The sequence below is a fragment of the Rhizobiaceae bacterium genome, assembly GCA_023953845.1.
Classification (GTDB): Bacteria; Pseudomonadota; Alphaproteobacteria; order Rhizobiales; family Rhizobiaceae; genus Arvimicrobium.
On sequence record JAMLJC010000001.1, the window covers coordinates 1306278 to 1327271 of the forward strand.

A 20994-nucleotide genomic window follows, 5' to 3' on the forward strand; every position below is an offset into this window, starting at 1 on the left:
TGCCCTCTCCGATCCAGTTCAGGCGCCGACATAGCGGCGATGGAAACGGGCACCGAGCCCGGTCAGGATTTCATAGCCGATGGTGCCGGCATGTTCGGCAACCTGATCCACCGACTGCTGCGGGCCGATCAGGTCGACGAGATCGCCGGGTTTCAAGGCGCCGGGCGCCAGCGACGTGATGTCCAGTATGATGCTGTCCATCGAAACACGCCCCGCGAACGGCAGCCGCGCGCCCCTGAAGAAGGCCGCGCCCATGGCGCGCCGGTGCCACCCGTCGGCATAGCCGAGCGAGATGGTCGCGAGCCGCATGGTCGCGCGTGCGCGCGACGCGTAGCCGTAGCCGATGCCGACGCCGTCGCCGATCTCGCGTGTCTGCACCACCTTGGCCTGCAGGCGCACCACCGCCCGCATGGGATTGTCCAGCCCCGGTGTCGGGTTAATGCCGTAAAGTGCGGCACCCGGCCGCGCCAGATCGTAGTGGTAGGCGTCGCCGAGAAACACGCCGGACGAGTTGGCAAGCGACGCGGGCGCCGGCGGAAGCAGACGCCGCAGGCGATCGAAACTCTCGCGCTGGAGCGCATTGGCAGGATTTTGCGGCTCGTCCGCACAGGCGAGATGGCTCATGACGAGCCTGATGTCCAGGCCCGCCAGCCTTTCGGAATGCGCCGCCAGTTGCTCGACTTCGGACGGCACCATGCCGAGCCGCGACATGCCGCTGTCCACCTGAAGCACGGCCGGCAGCGAACGACCCAGTATGCGCGCCAGCGCGGCCCAGCCGTGGGCCTGTTCGAGGCAGTTGAGCACCGGCGTGATGCGGGCTTCCGCGGCATAGGGTTCGGAGCCGGGGGAGAGTCCGTTCAGGACATAGATCGCGACATCGCGGTGCAAGGCTTGCCGCAAGGCGAGCGCTTCCGAGAGCTGCGCCGTGAAGAAGTGCGAGCAGCCCTCGCCGGACAGCGCGTCGGCGACCGCGACCGCACCGACGCCGTAGCCGTCTGCCTTGATGACGCCGGCACAGTCGGTGTTGCCAAGTCTTGCTTTGAGAATCCGGTAGTTCTCGCGGAGCGCGGCAATGTCGATGGTGAGAATGGCGCCAGCGATGATTTCGGAGGCGTCCGTCTGCGTTGAAGTCAATTCATCCCGCTCATGTCGTCAGTTGCACCGGTCGAGGGCCGCGCCAATACCAGCACAGGCTAGGCCGACGTATGCGACAAGGCAACTTTCCTGTTGGTCCTGCGCGGAATCTCAATCGTTGCCGTCGACCGGAAGCGGCAGGGCGGGTTCCGGCACGCGTTGCCACAAGAGCCACGCGACGATGGAGATCAGGCCCATGGCCGGGATCACGGTAGCCAGCGCGGTGACAGGCTCGCCGATCAGCGCGCAAATCGAACCGCCCAGCAGGCCACCCCCCATCTGTACGAAACCGCTCAGCGACGAGGCCGCGCCGGCATTCTGCGGGAACGGCGCGAGCACCGCCGTGGTGAGCGCCGGCGTCATGAAAGCGATACCGAAGGCGCCAAGCGCCACCGGACCCATGACATTGAACAGGCTCGGCGGCAGAAGATGAAGCAGGGCGAAGAGGAGGACAGCGCTGACGCCGACGAACACCAGGCCGATCGGCACGAGGCGCATGGCGCCGATTCGCCCGATGAACTGTCGGACGGTAACGGCGCCCAGAAAATAGCCGCCCGTCTGCATCAGCATGGCGAGGCCGAACTGCGTGGCTGTCAGCCCGACGCGCTCCATCAGGATGAAGGGCAGAACCGTCGCCTGTGTGTAGAGCGCCCCGACCGCCGCGCCGAGCACGACACTGCACAGCACGAAATAGGGCGTGGCAAGCAGCATGCCGTAGGATTTCGCCAAAGCGCGCGGACGGATGCGGGAAAGATCGCGCTTGACCGTCTCGACGAGGCAGAAATGCACGGCGACCATCAACCCGACGCCGACCGCGACCATCAGCAGGAAGATCGCGTGCCAGCCCGCGACCTCCATGGTGATGCCGCCGAGCGTCGGCGCGAAGGCCGGGCCGACCGCCAGGATCATCCCGATCAGGTTCATGATGCGCGCGGAGCGCTCCTTGGTGAACAGGTCGCGCACGACGGCGCGCGATACCGCGACGCCGACCGCCGCGCCAAATCCCTGTATCAGCCGCGCCACGATCAACGCTTCTATGGTCGGCGCGACCAGCGCGATCAGCGAGCCGACCACGTAGATGCCGAGAAAGCCGAAGGTGACCGGCTTGCGACCGAGCCCGTCCGATAGCGGTCCACAGACAAGCTGCGCGAAGGCAAAACCGGCGAAGTAGACCGACAGCGTCATCTTCACGGCCGCTTCGGTGGTGCCGAAAGCGTGCACGATCTCGGGCATGGCGGGCGTGAACAGCGACATCGAAATCGGGCCGATCGCGACGAGCGCCGCCCCGATCAGTGAAACGCGCCGTTCGCTCATCACCGGCGCAACGGGCCGGACCGGCTGCATGTTCATGCGGCGGAACTCTGCTGACCACCTGCGCGGGACTCGGCGAGATTGTCGCGCGCGGCGCGCAGCAACGTCATGAATCGTTCCCAGTCCCTGCCCCCGATACCTCCGGACGCCACGAGGCGCGTGTCGAGCGCCAGCGCCTTGATCTTGCCAAGCACCTCACCCGCCGTTTCGGTCACCTGCACCAGCTTGGCCCGGCGATCGGTCGGATCGGCCACGCGGCGCACAAGCTGCTTGGCCTCCAGCCGGTCGAGGAAGCCGGTGACGGTCATGGCCTCGACACCGATCCGTTCGGCGAGGACATTCTGCCGGACCATCCCGGCGCGCGCCGCATGCGCCAGCACCCTCGCCTCGCCCGGCGTCACGCCAAGACCGGCCTCCGCGACGCGCCGGTCGAACTCCGCGCGAACCAGGCGTGCTAAGTCGGTCACGAGAAACCCGAAGCTCTCCGGATCGACGTTTTGGGACATCTTTGGCCTTATAATAAGTCTACCTTACAATAAGATTGGCTTAGTATAGCAGTGGCTGCCGGTCAAGACGGGTTGCGGCGCGCTCGATGCCGGCCTACATCCGCTCGGCATCGAACGACCAGGAACGACCAGCCCGTGACCGAAACAGTCAATCTCGCCAGCCATCCTCTGACCCGTTGGACCGGCTCGCTCGGCCTGCCAGACTTCTCCCGCATTGGCGACGGCGATTTCGGGCCGGTCTTCGACGCGGCGCTTGCCGCGCATCAGACCGAAATCGAGGCGATCGCCGGCAATTCCGCCGCGCCGACGATCGAGAACACGTTGACCGCGCTGGAACTTTCGGGTGATGCGCTCGATCGCGTCTCCGCGATTTTCTGGTGCCGCGCCGGCGCCCACACCAACGAAGCGATCCAGGCTCTGGAGCGCGACATATCGCCGAAGATGGCGCGCCACTACTCGGCGATCTCGATGAACGAAAAACTGTTCGCGCGCATCGACGACCTTTATCGGCGCCGCGAGGAGCTGAAGCTCGATCCGGAAACGCTGCGCGTGCTGGAGAAGTCGTGGAAGGGCTTCGTGAAATCCGGCGCGAAGCTGGATGCGGCCGGCAAGAAGCGGCTGGCGGCGATCAATGAGGAGCTCGCCTCGCTCGGCGCGCGGTTCGGCCAGAACGTGCTGGCCGACGAGCGCGACTGGGCGCTGTTCATCGAGGAGGCGGACCTCGCCGGTATTCCCGATTTCCTGAGGAGCGCCATGGCGCAGGCCGCCGAGTCGCGTGGCCGGAAGGGCCGCTACGCCGTGACGCTCTCGCGGTCGATCTACGAGCCCTTCACCACATTCTCGATCCGCCGCGACCTGCGCGAGAAGGCGTTTCGGGCCTTCACCATGCGCGGCCAGAATGGCGGCGAAACCAACAACACCGAAGTGGTGCGCGACACGCTCAGGCTGCGCGCTGAAAAGGCCAGGCTGGTCGGCTACGAGACCTATGCCGCGCTGAAGCTTGACGACACCATGGCCAAGAAGCCGCAGGCCGTGATGGATCTGCTCAATCCGGTATGGGAAAAGGCTCGCGCCAGAGCCGAGGCCGATGCGGCGGAACTCGGCCGTATCGCCGTATCGGAGGGCGCGAACGAGAAGATCGCGGCGTGGGACTGGCGCTTCTATCAGGAGAAGCTTCGCGCCGAGAAATACGCCTTCGACGAGGCGGAACTAAAGCCCTATCTCCAGCTCGAACGCGTCATCGAGGCCTGCTTCGACGTCGCGCAGCGCCTGTTCGGCCTCACCTTCGTCGAGAAGCATGGCATCCCGGCCTGGCACGAGGACGTGCGGGTGTTCGCCGTCAGAAATGCCGACGGCAGCGAGCGCGGCCTCTTCCTCGCCGACTATTTCGCGCGCCCGTCGAAACGTTCCGGCGCATGGATGAGCTCGCTGCAGTCCGGCTACAGGCTTGGCGACGGCTCTACGCCGATCATCTACAACATAATGAATTTCGCCAAGCCGCCGGCCGGCGAGCCCGCTCTGCTTTCGGTCGACGAGGCGAAGACGCTCTTTCACGAATTCGGCCATGCGCTGCATGGCATGCTGACCGAGGTCACCTGGCCGTCTGTCGCGGGCACCTCGGTGAGCCGCGATTTCGTGGAACTGCCTTCCCAGCTTTACGAGCACTGGCTCACCGTGCCCGCCATTCTGGAAAAGCATGCACGCCACTATCGCACCGGCCAGCCCATGCCGAAGGAGCTTGTCGACAAGATGCTGGCGGCGCGCAATTTCGCCGCCGGCTTCAACACCGTCGAATTCACCTCTTCGGCGCTGGTCGACATGGCCTATCACTCGCGGCCCGACGCGCCCACGGACCCGCTCGGCTTCGAGGCGGAGACACTGAAGAAGCTCGATATGCCGGACGCCATTGTCATGCGTCACCGTACCCCCCACTTCCTGCACGTGTTTTCCGGCGACGGCTATTCGGCCGGTTACTACTCCTACATGTGGTCGGAAGTGCTCGACGCCGACGCATTCCAGGCCTTCGAGGAAACGGGCGATCCGTTCAATCCGCAAATGGCCGAGAAGCTGCGCCTGAACATCTACGCGGCGGGCGGCTCGAAGGACCCCGAAGAGCTTTATCTGTCGTTCAGGGGCAAGATGCCCACGGCCGACGCCATGATGGCGAAGCGCGGACTGGCCTGAGGCGGAACGCGCCGCGCCTGATAAATCAGCAACTTGGGATTTCGACATGACCGACGCTTTCACCTACACGCCGCCGAAAGTCTGGACCTGGGACAAGGAGAATGGCGGCACCTTCGCCAGCATCAACCGTCCGGTCGCCGGACCGACCCACGAAAAGGAACTGCCCGTCGGCAAGCATCCGCTCCAGCTCTATTCGCTGGCGACGCCCAACGGCCAGAAGGTCACCATCATGCTGGAAGAACTGCTGGCGCTCGGCCACGCCGGCGCGGAGTACGACGCATGGCTCATCAAGATCGGCGACGGCGACCAGTTCGGCAGCGGCTTTGTGAAGATCAACCCGAATTCGAAGATCCCGGCGCTGCTGGATCGCTCCGCAACCGAGCCGATCCGCGTCTTCGAATCCGGCTCGATCCTGTTCTACCTCGCTGAGAAGTTCGACGCGTTCCTGCCGTCGGCAATGCCCGCGCGGGCCGAAACCATGTCGTGGCTGTTCTGGCAGATGGCGAGCGCGCCCTATCTCGGCGGCGGCTTCGGCCATTTCTATGCCTATGCGCCGGCCAAGTTCGAATATCCTATCAATCGTTTCGCCATGGAGTCCAAGCGCCAGCTCGACGTGCTCGACCGGCGACTGGCCGAGAGCGAGTATCTGGGCGGTCCGGACTACACCATCGCCGACATGGCCGTTTTCCCCTGGTATGGCGGGCTCGTCATGGGCTGGCTCTATGACGCCGCCGAGTTCCTCTCGGTGCACGAATACAGGAACGTGCGGCGCTGGGCCGATGCCATCTATGCGCGGCCGGCAGCGAAGCGCGGACGCATGGTGAACCGCATCAGCGGCGATCCGGCCGGCCAGCTTCGCGAACGCCACGACGCGGGCGATTTCGAGACGAAGACTGAGGACAAGCTGGCCGCCGCACGCTGAGGCCGGGGCTCAGGCCGCCGTTCCTGTCGCTGCGACGAGCACGGCGGGCGCGGTATCGAGCGTCGCCCCGGTCGGGACGACGCGCAGCCTCAAGGGCTGGGAACGGCCGCGGATTTCGACCGTGCGCATCTCGTAGCCGGTCATGTCGATACCCGACAGTGTCGCGGCCTGCTCCGAGATGACGATGGCCGCGTCGAGTTCCTTGGCGACCGATTCCAGCCGGCTTGCGATATTGACCGTGTCGCCGATCGCCGTGACGCCCATGGCGCGACCGTAGCCCATCGTGCCGACGATCGCGGGTCCGGCATGAATGCCGATGGCGATACGCAGAGGATGATGTTTCAGCTCGTCGGCAAGCTCCTCGCTGACGCGGGCGAGTTCGCGCATGATGGCCGCGGAGGCGACCAGCGCCTGACGGCAGGCTTCTTCCCGCGCGACGTTCAGGCCGAAGATCGCCATCGCGCCGTCGCCGATGAACTTGTCGAGGCGCCCTCCCGCTTCCTCAACCGCCTTGCCGACGACGCCAAAATAGCGGTTGAGCAGGAACACCGTGTCGAATGGCAGCTTGCGATCCGAAATCGCGGTAAAGCTCCTGATGTCGCAGAACAGGATGGCGACGTCCTGTTCGCGGCCGGGCGTCAGCAGCCCGCCCGCGGCGAGATCGCCGATATTGCGGCCGGCCGCCAGCAGCGGCGACACCTTGACGTTCCCGGTCGGCCGCAACTGGCAGGCAAGACGCACGTCGGCGGCGGCATGGATGCGGACAAGCGTCGTCCGCTCGATTTCTCCGGGCGCAGGCAGCGCGCCTATCCCGTCAAGCACCTTCACGCGGCAGGTGGAGCAGCGCCCGCGTCCGCCGCAGACGGCGTTGTGAGGAATCCCGCCGAGCCGGCTCGCTTCCAGCACGCTGTAGCCGCGCGGGATACGGACAGTGCGTCCGTCGGCATAGCGGATTTCGACCACGCTGTGGCGTTCCCGGTATGCGCGCAGCAGCCTCAGAAGAAGAACGAGCGCGACGGCTGATCCGTATGCCGCGTAGGTTATTGCCGAGATCCGGCTCCGCATCTCGACCGCGTGGGCGATCACGGTGCGGTCGATGCCGTCGCTTCCCGTATAGAGCATGTATTGGACCGTCCGCCCGGCATTGACGAAGCCGAGCACGGCAAGAACCGGGACAAGGGCGGCGATGATGACCAGCGGGACGCCCGCATCGGCGAACCAGGGACGGTAGCGGAGCCAGAAATAGACGCCGAGGCAGCCGTGCAGCCAGATGACGAATACGGCAAGGACCTGCCGCACGCCGATATACGGCGACCATACCCATAGCGAATTGGCCACATATTCGTAGGTGTCGTCTATCCCCGACAATGTGCTGTAGACGCGGGTGCCGACGACATGCTCGGCGATCAGAAGCGGAATGAGCAGGCCCAGAAGGACTTGCGCGGCTTCGCGCATCGGCATCACGAGCGTGCGGCGGCGGTAAAGCGCCACCAGCACAAGGGTTACGTGAACGAACAGCGAGCCGTAGAACAGAAGAGTGCCCGGCAAACTGCGCCAGACCATCAGAAACCACAGACGGCCCGCTTCCGCCGCCTCCAGCGAAATCAGCGCAAGCATGTGATTGATGAAATGCAGGACGACGAAGGTCATCAGCACAAGGCCAGAACCCAGCCGCGCGTTCCGCAGCCATTGCTCTCCGGTGCGGCGCCCGGCCGTCCACTGACGGGGTGCGAGTTCTGACATGCGGCGCGTCATCCGGAAAGCGATGCGCACACCTTTACAGTCGCGGCGCTGATCGGCAACGGCTTCGCTGGATCGGTTTCGGTGAACACACCGTGACCTGAACGCAAGCGAAGCGCCGGGTCAGCCAGGAAGGTGTAATTTTAATTCTTGCGCATCCGGTGGCGCACGGCGGGCTTTTCAGCCGCTGCCGTGGAGATCCTTGCAGGCACCGGTTCGGCAACGCCGCGCTTCACAGGCCCGGTAATGATGAAATCGAGGCCCATTCCGGCGTCGTCTTCGGCAATCATCGCGTCGCGCGGCTTCACGGAGCCCCGATCGTAGGCGAACGAAGCCGTGCCGGCCACCACAAGGGCTACCGTAGCCAAGCCCATCCGCATCCAGTGATCGCGAGCGCGTTTCATGGTCCTCGAACAATCGCAAGCACGACAAGTTCCAACGTTAAGCGTAAAATTCTAAACGATCGGTAACCGCGTGGGCAGGCAGGCCCTTTCGCATCTGCGAAAAACCCTGTATGAGCGCGCCAACGAAATGCGGCGCAGCCTGCGGCGCGCCGATGGCCAAATCCCGAGACCGAACATCATGAAACTTCGCAACATCGCGATCATCGCGCACGTTGACCATGGCAAGACGACGCTGGTCGACGCGCTGCTCAAGCAATCCGGCTCCGTCCGCGACAACCAGCGGGTCGCCGAGCGCGCCATGGACTCCGGCGACATCGAAAAGGAACGCGGCATCACCATCCTCGCCAAGGCGACTTCGGTCGAGTGGAAGGACACCCGCATCAACATCGTCGACACGCCGGGCCACGCCGATTTCGGCGGCGAGGTGGAACGCATCCTCAACATGGTCGACGGCGCCATCGTTCTGGTGGACGCGGCCGAAGGCCCGATGCCGCAGACCAAGTTCGTCGTCGGCAAGGCGTTGAAGGTGGGTCTCAAGCCGATCGTCGCCATCAACAAGATCGACCGGCCGGATGCGCGTCACGTCGAGGTCATCAACGAGGTGTTCGATCTGTTCGCCGCGCTCGACGCCACCGACGAGCAGCTCGATTTCCCGATCCTCTACGGTTCGGGCCGCGACGGCTGGATGGCCGAGAACCCTGAGGGCCCGAAGGAAGACGGCCTCGCGCCGCTGTTCGACCTCGTGTTGAAGCATGTCGAGGAGCCGAGGGTCGAGCAGGGTCCGTTCAAGATGATCGGCACCATCCTCGAGGCGAACCCCTTTCTCGGCCGCATCATCACCGGCCGCATCGCCGCCGGCGCACTGAAGCCGAACCAGGCGGTGAAGGTTCTCCATCACGACGGCTCGCTGCTGGAGAACGGCCGCGTTTCGAAGATTCTCGCTTTCCGCGGTCTCGAGCGCCAGCCGATCGAGGAAGCGCAGGCGGGCGACATCGTCGCCATTGCCGGCCTGTCCAAGGGCACCGTCGCCGACACCTTCTGCGATCCGGCCGTGGCCGAGCCGATGGTCGCCCAGCCGATCGACCCGCCGACCGTCACCATGTCCTTCCTCGTCAATGACAGCCCGCTCGCCGGCACCGAGGGCGACAAGGTGACGAGCCGCGTCATCCGCGACCGCCTGCTGAAGGAGGCCGAGGGCAATGTCGCGCTGAAGATCGAGGAATCGGCCGACAAGGATTCGTTCTACGTTTCCGGCCGGGGCGAATTGCAGCTCGCGGTTCTCATCGAGACCATGCGCCGCGAAGGCTTCGAGCTTGCCGTGTCGCGCCCGCGCGTCGTCATGCAGAAGGGCGAGAACGGCGAATTGCTCGAACCGATCGAAGAGGTCGTCATCGACGTCGACGAGGAGCATGCCGGCGTCGTCGTCCAGAAGATGAGCGAGCGCAAGGCGGAGATGGTCGAGTTGAAGCCGTCCGGCGGCAATCGCCAGCGCCTGGTCTTCCACGCACCGACGCGCGGCCTGATCGGCTACCAGTCCGAGCTTCTCACCGATACGCGCGGCACCGCCGTAATGAACCGGCTGTTCCACGCCTATGAGCCGTATAAGGGCGAGCTGCCCGGCCGCACCAACGGCGTGCTGATCTCGAACGAGCAGGGCGAGGCTGTCGCCTACGCGCTATGGAACCTGGAGGATCGCGGCCCGATGGTCATCGACGCCGGCGTCAAGGTCTATGCAGGCATGATCATCGGCATCCACTCACGCGACAACGACCTCGAAGTGAACGTGCTGAAGGGCAAGAAGCTCACCAACATCCGCGCCGCCGGCAAGGACGAGGCGGTGAAGCTCACCCCGCCGATCCGCATGACGCTGGAGCGCGCGCTTGCCTGGATTCAGGACGACGAGCTGGTCGAGGTGACGCCGAAGTCGATCCGGTTGAGAAAACTCTATCTCGACACCCACGAGCGCAAGCGCTTCGAAAAGTCGAAAGTGGCTTGAGCCTGTCCACAGGTTGAAAACCGACGGCTCCGCGAGCCGCCGGTTTCAATGGCGGATCAATACACCTTCGCGCCGTTGACCATCAGCCGGACGGCATAGAGCGAGGTCGTGCCGCAGATGTAGAGCACGTTGCGCTTGGGGCCGCCGAAGACCACGTTGGCAACCACTTCGGGCACCTTCACCTTGCCGATCAGCGTGCCGTCCGGATCGTAGCAGTGGACGCCGTCTGCCGCGCTCGTCCAGATGCGTCCGTCGGAATCGAGGCGGAATCCGTCGAACAGGCCGGCCGTGCAGTCGGCGAAGACCTTGCCGCCCGAAACCTTGTTCTTGCCGCTCACCTTGAAGACGCGCATATGCGCCGGGTTCTTCTCGCCATGCGTACGGCCGGTGTCGACCACGTAGAGCAGGCTTTCGTCGAGCGAAAAGGCAAGTCCGTTCGGCCGCACCATGTCGGTGATCACCGCCTCGATCTCGCCATTCGTGTCGACGCGATAGACGTTGCAGGCGCCGATCTCGCTTTCGGCCTTGTTGCCCTCGTAGTCGCTGTCGATGCCATAGGCCGGATCGGTGAACCAGATCGTGCCGTCCGACTTCACCACCACGTCGTTTGGCGAGTTTAGCCGCTTGCCCTTCCATCTGTCGGCGATGGTGATGACGGTGCCGTCGTGCTCGGTGCGGCTGACACGGCGGCCGCCATGCTCGCAGCTCACGAGCCTGCCCTGACGGTCGGTCGTGTTGCCGTTGGTGTTGCCGGCCGGCTGGCGGAAGACGCTGACCGAGCCGTCCGTCTCGTCATAGCGGAGCATGCGATCGTTGGGGATGTCCGACCAGACGACATAGCGGCCGGCGGCGAAATAGGCCGGTCCTTCGGCCCAGCGGCAGCCCGTATAGAGCTTGTCGACCTGCGCCGTCCCGTTGAACAGGCGCGCGAAGCGCGGATCAAGGACCTCGTAGTAATCGGACGCAGCCATGTTCCCTCCCGGAATGCATTGTTTCGGACATCACGGCCATGGCGACGTCCGGAGTTCGAAGCGGGCGGACTCTTTCCGAGTTTCCTCGCTCTGGCAAGCCGGCTCCGGCGATCAAAGCACCTCGAAGACGAAAGTCTTCACATGCGCCCCGGGATCGCCGACCGCGTAGCACCGGTACCACGGGCTCTCTTCCACCGTCCGCCATCTGCCCTCTCGTTCGAGCGTATTGAAAACGGCGCGGAAGCCGCCCGCATCGAGCACCTGATCGCGAACCGTGAAGATCCCGTGCCCGCCACTTCTCGTGATTCGGACGAGCTCGTGCAGTCCCGAGGCCGGCGCGTGGCCGAGCGTGAAGACGCCGGCCGAGAGGAAGGCGCGGAAATGCCCGTCCGGCCAAGGCAGGGCGGCGCCGAGCATCGCCTGTTTCAATTCGCCATAGACGCCCCGCGTGTCTGCTATTGCCAGCATTTCGGGCGAAAGATCAAGGCCTGCAATGTCCTGATAACCCAGCGCCCTGAGGGACGGACCGGACAGGCCGGTGCCGCAGCCGACATCGAGCAGCGGTCCCTCGCCGGCCTGCACATGCCGCGCCACCCAGGCGGTGATCAGGAACGGCAGCAGATAGCCGAGCGCCGCTGTCTCGCTGTCATAGGTGACGGCCCACTGCGCGTAGGATTTCGACACCTCTTCAGCCGATTTCGCCGAATAGACTGCATCCAGCGCCGCGTTGGCCTTGTCGAGTTCCACGAGCCGTCTCCTGCTGCCGGCGCAGGGTGGAAGCGAAAGGCCCGCGCGTCAATGGCTTGGAGCACACGTCCGTCTTGTCCTGAAAAGCGCTAGCGCGCTTGCCTCTTGCGCAACCGGCGTTCCAGCCCGCGTAGCGCCAGCGAAAGGCTGATGGTGAGCAGAAGATAGATGTAGGCGACGATGGAATAGGTTTCGAAGAAGCGGAACGTACCGGCGGAATAGACCTTGCCGAGCTGCGTGATATCGGCGACGCCGAGCACGGAGACGAAGGAGGAATCCTTCACCATCGTCACGAAATCGTTGCCCAGCGGAGGCAGGATGGTGCGCATCGCCTGCGGGAACACGATCAGCCGGAAGCTCTGCCAGCGCGACAGGCCGAGCGCCTTCGCCGCCTCGATCTGCCCACGGTCGACGGACTGGATGCCGGCGCGGAAGACTTCCGCGATGAAAGCCGCATAACCGATGGTCAGCGCGATGACCGCGCGCCACAGATAGGAAACGTCGCGCACCTGCAATTCGCCGAGCCAGCCGGCCTGCTGCAGCGGCGCGGTTACGCTGTTCCAGAAGGCGACGAACACCGGCACGCCGGCAAAGGCGATCCAGAACAGCAGGACGAGAAAGGGTATGCCGCGGCAGATCTCGACATAGAAGCGCGCGATCTGCCTCAGCCACAGCGAACCCGACAGCGACATCAGCGCAATGCCGAGCCCGAGCAGAGAGGCGAGCGTGAATCCGACAAGGGTCACATAGATGGTGATCCACGTGCCCTGGACGACGGTCCTGAAGATCTGGCTGTAGAGGTCGCTGGCGGCGATGGCGATCGCGGCCGCGAGCGCAATGGCCGCCAGGGCGACCAGCCAGTAGGGAAAATCGGCCTTGGGGCCTGCGCCGGCGCGTTTCCGATCCGCCGAAATGCCGCCTGCGGCAAGCTCATCCAAGGCCGGCCGTGCCTATTGGGCGTCGGGCTTGTAGTCGACGAACCATTTCTGCGTCAGGCGGTCGAAGGTGCCGTCGGCCTTCAACGCCGCGATGCCGGCATTGATCGGCGCGACGAGATCGGACCCCTTCGGGAAGATGAAGCCGAAGTCCTCGGCCTGCAGCGGCTCGCCGATCATCTTCAGCTTGCCGCCCGAATTGTCGGAGATCGATTTGCCCGCGGCGCTGTCGGTGAGCACGAGGTCCACGTCGCCCGCCTGCAGCGCGGCGACGGTCGAGGCGAAGGTGTCCATGAGCTTGATGCGCGGATTCTGCTCGTTGCCGTCCAGCACGTTGTAGACGGCGACGTAGAAGGGCGAGGTGCCGGCCTGTGCGCCGATCAGCAGCTTGTCGTCCGCGGCGAAGGATTTCGCGTCGGTGAAGCGCGTCTCGTCGCCGCGCACCAGCATGAAGATTTCCGACTTCATGTAGGGATCGGAGAAGTCGACCTTTTCCTTGCGGTCGTCCTTGATGGTGATGCCCGTCATGCCCATGTCGTACTGCTTGTCGGATACGGCCTGGATCATCGCGTCCCAGGACGTGTTCTGGTATTCGACCTTGAAGTTCAGCCGCTTCGCGATCTCCTCCATGGCGTCATACTCCCAGCCGGCGGGCTTGCCGGTCTTGGCGTCGACGAACTGCAGCGGGAAATAGGCGTTCTCCGTCACGATGACGACGGTGCGGCCGCCAAGATCGGGCAGGGTCTGCGCCGCCGCGCCAAACGTCATGGCGAGAAAGGCGGACAGGACAAGGGACAGGGCGCGAAACGACACGGGCGAAACTCCTTGCGGTGATCGGGCCATTCCGGATGGCCTCGCGCAACATTAGCCTTGCCGCCATGCCGTTGCAAAGACTCAGAATTTCGGGATTCGGCCCATCCCGGATATTTGTGTCGCGCCGTGCGGCCGGTTGGCGAAGAACACGGAAGAGCTTGACCCGGGGAGCGCCATCGGGCATCGGAACCGCCCATCCAGCGGCCAGCGAGTCGCGTCCTCAGATCATCTCCGGAGAGCCCCATGGCCGATGAAATCACCGACTCCAGCCAGACCGTCGCCGCCGGCCAGTTGCGCGCGCTGATCGAGCGCATCGAACGGCTCGAGGAGGAGAAGAAGACTATCGCCGACGACATCAAGGACATCTATGCCGAGGCCAAGGGCAACGGCTTCTAATCCCCGGTATCTCCTGTAGTGGAGCTTTGATTTCAACATCTTATGTAGGCCACACCTTCCACTGCTAGACGACAGTGGAGATGCCGAGACGAGGACCAGAAATGGCAGACGAAGTAACCGACTCCTCCCAGACCGTGGCCGCCGGACAGCTGCGGGCGTTCATCGAGCGCATCGAGCGCCTCGAGGAGGAGAAGAAGACGATCGCCGACGATATCAAGGACGTATACGCCGAGTGCAAGGGCACCGGATTTGACGTGAAAGCGGTGAGGCAGCTGGTCAGAATCCGCAAGCAGGACCAGGCCGAACGCCAGGAAGCCGAAGCGATCCTGGAATTGTACATGGCTGCCCTCGGCATGGCGTGACGGTTCCGCCAGCGCCCCCGCATAGGCTGGCCTAGTTCATCAGGGCCCCGCAGGTCAGCGCCGCGGGGCCCTGTGTTATGGCTCTTGAGCTAGGCGGCGAGTTCCCGCTGCCTCGGATCGAAGTCCTGGATGCCGAGGAGGTGGCCAATCTCGGCAATCAGCAGCTGCCTCGTCCATGAGGCCGACCTTCTTACGCCATGCACCATCTGTAAGGCATTAGCGGGTCCCAGCCGTCCGGCCGGCTATACCTTCCATGTTCCTGTTCGTAGTCGCGGCCCTTCGAGCCACGCCTGGTGATGCGCGATACTACTAACCGCGTGTTCTGCATCTGGATGCGGTCTCGCTTCTCGTGGAAGCAGTCTAAGACATCGCGCTGCGACCTCGCGGATTGCGCCTGTCGATGTCAGAGGTGGGTGCCGAGGATCATGAAAGGCATAGCAGGCACAGCAAAAGCTGATCATTCGCTCTGCAGCTTCGGCCTTCCGATCTTACCCTTCCGGATACTCAAGCCAGGACCCCGGACCTTCGTCTCCAGCAGGAACTCGATCCCCTCCCGCTCCAATGCCTGTTGGACGCGAATGGCGGTTTCGAGGCTCACCGACTCGCATGCTTCGATGCGGACGAGCGATCGCTTGCTTACCCCCGCCTTCTTGGCGAGGTCCTCAGCCTTCATGTCGAGAAGGACTCGCGCAGCGCGCAGCAGTTCGTAGGGAGCGTGCATCCGTCGGTTCTAATAGCTGCAGCAGCTCGACGCTAGATGCCGCGCGCTGGCGTTAAGACGCCAAAAATGGCGTCTGGACGCCAGCATTGTGAAGCCTTATGCCTGCGGTTGTTTAGAGGCGAATCAAGGATTCGCACCGGGCCTCACCCGGCAGCACGATCATCTTGGGGATTCGATATGCCACGTTCCAAGCTTGCGTCAGCCGAAGCGGCGCGCGCTGCAAAGCCCGACCTGCTGGCTCGTGCCTTCCTCGACATCCTCGCGCGAGAGGACGGCGTGCGTGCCAAGTCGATGTTGCGCTCCGGATCGGGAGAGGAGTCCGATCCGGTCGAAATCCTCCTCGACGACCTCATGGACACGCCTGCCGAAGAACGGATCTCGGTCCGGCCGGACGTGGCGGCCGTCGCCGTGCTGGCCGCGCGTGCCATCGAGCGAGAGACAGGCCTCACGCGTATCCTTCGCCGAGGCGCACCAGTGGTAGCCGTGGCCACGCACACGCCCGACCGCGTCGCTCCCGTCCAGAAGGTGTTCGAGGCGTGTGCTCTCCCCGGCGACCGGACCGTCGTGACCCATCACCGTGACTCCAGGCGCGGGAGGGAAGAGGTCATGCTGATCGCTCGCGATGGCACCGACAAGAATGACAAGCCTGATCGGGACAACGAAACGATCGCCTACGCTCTCCACATGCGCTCGACCATCATCGGGATTGCGCCCGATCCCCGCCGTCAGTTGCCGCGCGACCTGATGCGCTCGGCGGAGTATCAGCTGGAGCTGCCAGAACTCGACGCAAGCGCCCTGGCGCTCGTCATCGAGGCGGTCACGGGCAAGCAGCCGCCGCGCGCGATCGATCCTATCGCCGTCCGCCTGCTCGACGTGGCTGACCTGGTGCTCGCCCTGCGCCCTGACCGTAGTCCCGAGGACTGTATCGCCAGGCTCGAAGAGCTCGTCGCGAAGAAGGGCGAATTCCACTCGGATGGTCCTTCGCTCGAGGAACTCGACGGATACGGGGCGGCGAAGGACTGGGGCCTCGAACTGGTGGCCGATTTCGCGGACTACAAGGCCGGCCGCATCCGCTGGGACGAGATCGACAACCGCGGGCTCCTGCTCTCTGGCCCCCCAGGTGTCGGCAAGACCAGCTATGCGCGCGCACTGGCGAAGTCAGCCCGCGTGCCGCTTGTCGCGACAAGCGTCGCCGACTGGAACGCGGCGAGCTATCTCTCCGGCACGCTGCAGGCGATCAAGGACGCCTTTGCGCGGGCGCGGCAGGTGGCGCCCTGCATCCTGTTCATCGATGAACTAGATGGCATCTCGGACCGGGCGCGTTTGAGAGGCGACTACGTCGAGTACTGGTCCCAGATCGTCAACCTGTTCTTGGAACTGCTCCAGGGCGTGGAGGAGCGGCCTGGTGTCGTGGTGATCGGCGCAACGAACCATCCGGACATGATCGACCCGGCGGTAAGGAGAGCCGGCAGGCTGGACCGGGAGATCGAGATCGAAATCCCGGACGTTCGGACCCTCGCCAGCATCTTCCGCCATCATCTCGGCGAGCAATTGCCGAACAACGATCTGATGCCAGTGGCGCTTGCTGCCCGCGGCAGCACGGGTGCCGATGTCGAAGCCTTCGTGCGCCGTGCCCGAGGTGCGGCGAGGCGGGCGCGACGACCACTGCACCTCGCGGACCTGCTGGCGGAGGTTCGCCTGAACCGGGAACCACCGACGCAGGAGGAACGCCGTCTTATTGCCGTCCACGAGGCCGGCCATGCCGTTGTAGCCAGCCTGTTGGGAGGCATGGAGGTCGTCGGCGTGTCCATCGGCGACCTCGAGGGCCTAACTCAGGTCGCCAATGTCGATCGTGCCGCGTCGCTGGATCACTGCAACAACGTCCTGTCGATGCTGATGGCGGGGCGAGCCGCGGAAGAACTCGTGCTGGGAACTGCATCGGCAGGTGCGGGAGGTTCTGAGACATCCGACCTGGCGCTCGCGACCGAGCTCGCCAAGAAGATCGAGCTGAGATTCGGCTTCGGACAGTATGGCCCTCTTTACCTCGGGGAGGGCAGGTACGACCCGCTCACGACGGTGCCAGGCCTCCTGCAATCGGTGAGCAAGCGTCTCACGCACGCGACGTCCCAGGCGAAGGAACTCCTAGCTAGGAACCGGGCGGCCTTCGACACCGTGACGGAGGCCCTCGACAAGAACGGCTACCTGTCCGCCCTCGAGGTCAAGGAACTCATCGACCGCGGCAAAGCAGCCTGCGTGATGGAACCCATCTCTCGTTCCTCGGAACGCTCTCCGGCGCTGGGCAACTGACTTCGAGAACTGGTGGAGGATGGCCGAATGATCCATTTTGGGCGAGACGACGAACGGGATCCGTTCTTCGATTTCCAGCTGGGAAGGCTGCGTGCGCTGGTCGCGGACATCGAACGCATCGGCGACGGCGCTCCTCCGGAAGTCCTGGCTGGTCGAGATACCCCTCTCCTCGACCGATGGGTTGTCGGACAGCGTTTAGTTCCTTGCCTGGCGGGCCTCTCCACAGGGCATCCCAAGCTGCCGGGCCAGAACAGGCTGATCGGCACATCGGACCTCTGGTTGCTTTCCGACGATCGCAGTTGGGCTCGAACGCTTTCACGCTGGTATCGGCTTGGTCGCCCGGCCGAACATTCCAGCGATCATTCGTGACCTCCCCATGACGGACGAGAGGACCCGTGAGTACCAGCTGTTCAAGCGGCGCGAGAAAGCCGTCAAGGGCGGCGCGCGGTTGCCGACGGAGGAGGAACTCCTGCGCGGCATGCCCTTCTTCCGCGATGATCTCACGAGCGACATGCGTGAATATGGCGATCGGTTCGCCCGCCGGCTCAGGAAGCGGCAACGCCTCGATCTGCAGCCGATCGTCTCGTGCCTCGAAGATCTCGCGGTCGAGCAGAGCCTCGACAGCCTGCGTGCCTTCGAAACCTCGCTGGACGACATCCCTGACATCCCCGGCATTCCGCTACATGCCGCTCGGCTTCGGTGCCTCTTGTACCGGGCTGGGTTCGGAGATGCCAATGCGGCGGCAGCCATTGCGGGCGAGATGGCAATCCTCGCCATGAAAGATGCCAGGACCACCCACAAGCCGAGGATGCTTTGGTGCGCACTAGCGTGGTCGGCTTACTCGCGCGATATCGACGAGCAGCAGAGGGATGGGCGGTACCGCGGTTATGCGAAGGGACTGGAGTTCCAGCATGAACTTCGCAGCTACTCCTACCTTTTCAAGAAGGCCATCCTGCAGGCGAAGCCGGAAGAAGAGGCAGCACAGGCTGCTCCAAAGGAAGCGGCTCCCGAGGTCGAGACCGATAGCGATGAACCGACCGAATTGCCCGCCACGCCGGAGGGCCATGTAGTCGTGCTCCAGGAAGTGGGGAATCCCACCGCCTCCCAAGGCAAGGAGGTGGTGAAGGAATTCAAGCAGATCACCGGGCGCCCGCTCCCTGTGCCGGTCACTCCGGACCTTGCCGCTGTCCGTGCCAAACTTGTCGATGAGTTCCCCTATGCGACCTTGCTCGTCGACCAGGTTCTCAAGGGGCTAGTGGGACGGCAGCATCTCAGCATTCGACCGACCGTTCTCCTTGGTCCGCCAGGTTGCGGGAAATCCCGCTTCGCAAGGAGGCTCGCCGAAGAGCTCGGTGCTCCCTACGAGCTCATTCCATGCGGCGGCATGAGCGACAGCGTTCTCGGCGGGACGCCGCGGCGATGGTCATCCGGAGAGCCCAGCCTTCCGATGCTGGCCGTGCGCCGCCACGAATGCGCGGGTCCTGTCATCATCCTGGACGAGATCGAGAAGGTCGGGAGCGGCCGGCACAACGGCAACGCCCATGACGTTCTCTTGGGATTGTTCGAGCCGGAAACTTCAAGTCGCTGGCACGACCCGTATATCCAGGCGGCCTGCAATCTGTCCAACGTGACATGGCTCATGACGGCAAACGAGGTGGAGCCCATTCCTTCGGTGCTGCGCGACCGCTGCCGCGTCCTCCGCTTCCCTGAGCCTGGTCCGGAACATCTGCCGCTCCTTTCCGTCCGCATCATGGAGCGGCTCTATGCCGATCGGGGCCATGACCCGCGATGGGCGACGCCTCTGGAAGGATTCGAACTGGCGGCCGTGGCCTCCGCCTGGAGCGGCGGGTCCATTCGCAAGCTCGAGCGCATCGTGGAGCAGCTGGTCGAGGTACGCGAACACGAAAGACGGCTGCAGTGATGACTCGCGTGGAAACTCCCCCAGGACCTCGACAGCCACCTCCTCCGGCACAAGGCCAGAGGGATCCCCTTCAATTTCGCCATGAGGAGAGAAGCCCATGACTGCTGCCACGCCCAGCTCAGCCCATCCGACACGCCAACCACCCTATGACCGCCTCTTCAGCAAGCTTCCGGCGGATTCCAGATCGGCATCGGCGCATCCCGACCCGGACGAGGCGGTCGCGCCTCCCGATGGGGGCCATGCTCACAGGCCAAAGCGGACCCCGCCAGTTTTAACCAGGCTTGCAGTTCACGAGGCCAGCCATGCGGCAGCGCGCCTCTATCTCGGGCTCGGCACGATCACCGCCCTGTCCATCGATGCTCGGCAGGGTGGACATGTGATGGCTCAGATCGACGAGATCCGCGACCACACCGAAGAACATCTGACCGCTCATCTCGCCGTGATGCTCGCAGGCCGAGCGGGAGAAGAGGAGTTCATCAAGACCATCGGAGCCTCTGGCGATGGAGTGACAGAGGGCAGCGACCTTGAGCAGGCGACGCGGCTTGCCTATGCCATGGAGACTTCGATGGGGTTCGGGCAGAACATGCCGCTCCTCTTTCGTCGGTGCTCGGACTGGCCGGAGCACCTTGCCAGAAATCCGACGCTTGCCGAGGCCGTGAACAGGCGTCTTGAGGCGGCCTATGGAGCAGCGCTCAAGATCGTCAGGAAGCAGGAACCCGCCATCTCGTACCTCTGCGGCCAGCTGCTTCAGCGGGGGACGCTGGAAGGATCCGAGCTGGGACGTGTGATGGCGCACGCCAGGAAGCTCATCGTCGGATGAGGCTGTGGATCCTCTCCGACCTCCATCTGGAATATGCAGACCTCAGGGAGCCGCTCCAGCCTCCCGACGCGGATGCGTGCGTCATGGCCGGAGACTTGTGCCGCGGCATCGACAACGGCATCCGCTGGCTGACCAAACACATTGTGCCCGCGATGCCCTGCATCTACGTGGCCGGCAACCACGAGTTCTACAAAGGTTCGATCAAGGAGGGAATCGCAGCCGGTCGCGCGGCAGTCAGGGAGGCACCGGGCGTCCATTTCCTTGAAAATGATGCCGTCACCATCGGCGGCATGCGTTTCCTTGGTGCCACCCTTTGGACCGACTTCCGGATCGACGGCACGCCGGAAGCTGCCATGGACCACGCCCGCAGGCGGATGAACGATTATCGGCAGATCGCCTGGCAGAAGAAGCCCTGGAAGCGGTTCCTGCCCGTTCACAGCTACAGGCTGCACCAGGACTCCAGAGCCTTCCTGGCGCGGGAACTGGAAGCAAGCTCCTTGCCTACGGTCGTGGTGACGCATCACCTGCCGCACCCGGCGTCAATTCCGGAGCGCTTCAAGGGCGACCCAACGAATGCAGCCTATGCTTCGGACCTTACCGACATCATCGTGGATTCCCCGGCGATGCTCTGGGTCCACGGTCACATGCACGACAGCAGCGACCATGTGGTCGAAAGCACTCGCATCGTCTGCAACCCTCGCGGTTACGGGGGCGAGAATCCGGGTTTCGATCCAGCATTCACTATCGAAATCTGAAGGAACGATCGGCCTGCCGCGGATAGCCAGCAGGAGGAGCGGGCCATTT

Annotated in this window: 19 protein-coding genes and 1 pseudogene; 10 read left to right on the forward strand and 10 right to left on the reverse strand. The window is 64.2% G+C overall.

All coding sequences use genetic code 11. The annotated features are described in order from the left end of the window. Positions 1-18: 18 nt before the first annotated feature. The 3 genes from alr to M9955_06555 all read right to left on the reverse strand — a co-directional run bounded on the left by alr (position 19) and on the right by M9955_06555 (position 2951). Positions 19-1134: an alanine racemase gene (alr, locus tag M9955_06545; GenBank protein ID MCO5081305.1), complete on the reverse strand. Its 1116-nt coding sequence runs from the start codon at positions 1132-1134 to the stop codon at positions 19-21. 111 nt (positions 1135-1245) lie between these two features. After that, positions 1246-2484, reverse strand: coding sequence for a multidrug effflux MFS transporter (locus tag M9955_06550; protein ID MCO5081306.1), 1239 nt, complete (start codon positions 2482-2484; stop codon positions 1246-1248). Further along, the gene (locus tag M9955_06555; GenBank protein ID MCO5081307.1) at positions 2481-2951 is read right to left on the reverse strand and encodes a MarR family transcriptional regulator; all 471 of its coding nucleotides are present in this window, start codon (positions 2949-2951) and stop codon (positions 2481-2483) included. Before M9955_06555 ends, M9955_06550 begins: the two co-directional genes overlap by 4 nt. A gap of 135 nt (positions 2952-3086) precedes the next feature. On the opposite strand from M9955_06555, the gene M9955_06560 reads away from it, so the two are divergent. Further along, entirely contained in the window at positions 3087-5135 is a 2049-nt protein-coding gene (locus tag M9955_06560) for a M3 family metallopeptidase (GenBank protein ID MCO5081308.1), read from the forward strand. Between the two features lie 46 nt (positions 5136-5181). After that, complete coding sequence (yghU, locus tag M9955_06565) at positions 5182-6057, forward strand: glutathione-dependent disulfide-bond oxidoreductase (protein ID MCO5081309.1); 876 nt, start codon at positions 5182-5184, stop codon at positions 6055-6057. Between the two features lie 9 nt (positions 6058-6066). On the opposite strand, the gene M9955_06570 is transcribed toward yghU, so the two are convergent. Continuing rightward, the gene (locus M9955_06570; protein MCO5081310.1) at positions 6067-7800 is read right to left on the reverse strand and encodes an adenylate/guanylate cyclase domain-containing protein; all 1734 of its coding nucleotides are present in this window, start codon (positions 7798-7800) and stop codon (positions 6067-6069) included. Between the two features lie 140 nt (positions 7801-7940). Next, positions 7941-8165, reverse strand: coding sequence for a hypothetical protein (locus M9955_06575; protein MCO5081311.1), 225 nt, complete (start codon positions 8163-8165; stop codon positions 7941-7943). 214 nt (positions 8166-8379) lie between these two features. Here M9955_06575 and typA point away from each other — a divergent pair, with 214 nt between their 5' ends. Beyond that, positions 8380-10197, forward strand: coding sequence for a translational GTPase TypA (gene typA, locus M9955_06580; protein MCO5081312.1), 1818 nt, complete (start codon positions 8380-8382; stop codon positions 10195-10197). Between the two features lie 56 nt (positions 10198-10253). Here typA and M9955_06585 read toward each other — a convergent pair whose 3' ends face one another. From M9955_06585 to M9955_06600, 4 genes are all read right to left on the reverse strand, one after another. Further along, complete coding sequence (locus tag M9955_06585) at positions 10254-11168, reverse strand: SMP-30/gluconolactonase/LRE family protein (GenBank protein MCO5081313.1); 915 nt, start codon at positions 11166-11168, stop codon at positions 10254-10256. Positions 11169-11279: 111 nt separating this feature from the next. Next, entirely contained in the window at positions 11280-11915 is a 636-nt protein-coding gene (locus M9955_06590) for a class I SAM-dependent methyltransferase (protein MCO5081314.1), read from the reverse strand. Between the two features lie 89 nt (positions 11916-12004). After that, positions 12005-12853 (reverse strand): amino acid ABC transporter permease, encoded by an 849-nt coding sequence (locus M9955_06595; GenBank protein ID MCO5081315.1) that lies wholly within the window; start codon positions 12851-12853, stop codon positions 12005-12007. A 12-nt stretch (positions 12854-12865) separates the two neighbouring features. Further along, a complete protein-coding gene (locus tag M9955_06600) occupies positions 12866-13618 on the reverse strand; it encodes a transporter substrate-binding domain-containing protein (GenBank protein ID MCO5081316.1) in 753 nt (250 codons plus the stop codon). A gap of 288 nt (positions 13619-13906) precedes the next feature. Here M9955_06600 and M9955_06605 point away from each other — a divergent pair. After that, positions 13907-14056 (forward strand): annotated as a pseudogene (locus tag M9955_06605) (DUF2312 domain-containing protein). 104 nt (positions 14057-14160) lie between these two features. Then, positions 14161-14421 (forward strand): DUF2312 domain-containing protein, encoded by a 261-nt coding sequence (locus M9955_06610; GenBank protein MCO5081317.1) that lies wholly within the window; start codon positions 14161-14163, stop codon positions 14419-14421. A gap of 457 nt (positions 14422-14878) precedes the next feature. Here the strand turns inward: M9955_06610 and M9955_06615 are convergent, their stop codons facing one another. Continuing rightward, the gene (locus M9955_06615; protein MCO5081318.1) at positions 14879-15142 is read right to left on the reverse strand and encodes a helix-turn-helix domain-containing protein; all 264 of its coding nucleotides are present in this window, start codon (positions 15140-15142) and stop codon (positions 14879-14881) included. Between the two features lie 177 nt (positions 15143-15319). On the opposite strand from M9955_06615, the gene M9955_06620 reads away from it, so the two are divergent. The 5 genes from M9955_06620 to M9955_06640 all read left to right on the forward strand — a co-directional run bounded on the left by M9955_06620 (position 15320) and on the right by M9955_06640 (position 20945). Then, a complete protein-coding gene (locus M9955_06620; protein MCO5081319.1) occupies positions 15320-17449 on the forward strand; it encodes an AAA family ATPase in 2130 nt (709 codons plus the stop codon). A gap of 27 nt (positions 17450-17476) precedes the next feature. Continuing rightward, complete coding sequence (locus tag M9955_06625) at positions 17477-17818, forward strand: hypothetical protein (protein MCO5081320.1); 342 nt, start codon at positions 17477-17479, stop codon at positions 17816-17818. Then, the gene (locus M9955_06630; protein MCO5081321.1) at positions 17781-19370 is read left to right on the forward strand and encodes an AAA family ATPase; all 1590 of its coding nucleotides are present in this window, start codon (positions 17781-17783) and stop codon (positions 19368-19370) included. The genes M9955_06625 and M9955_06630 overlap by 38 nt, the downstream gene beginning before the upstream one ends. Before the next feature lie 97 nt (positions 19371-19467). Next, positions 19468-20190: a hypothetical protein gene (locus M9955_06635; protein ID MCO5081322.1), complete on the forward strand. Its 723-nt coding sequence runs from the start codon at positions 19468-19470 to the stop codon at positions 20188-20190. Beyond that, complete coding sequence (locus M9955_06640; GenBank protein MCO5081323.1) at positions 20187-20945, forward strand: metallophosphoesterase; 759 nt, start codon at positions 20187-20189, stop codon at positions 20943-20945. Before M9955_06635 ends, M9955_06640 begins: the two co-directional genes overlap by 4 nt. Positions 20946-20994 lie beyond the last annotated feature (49 nt).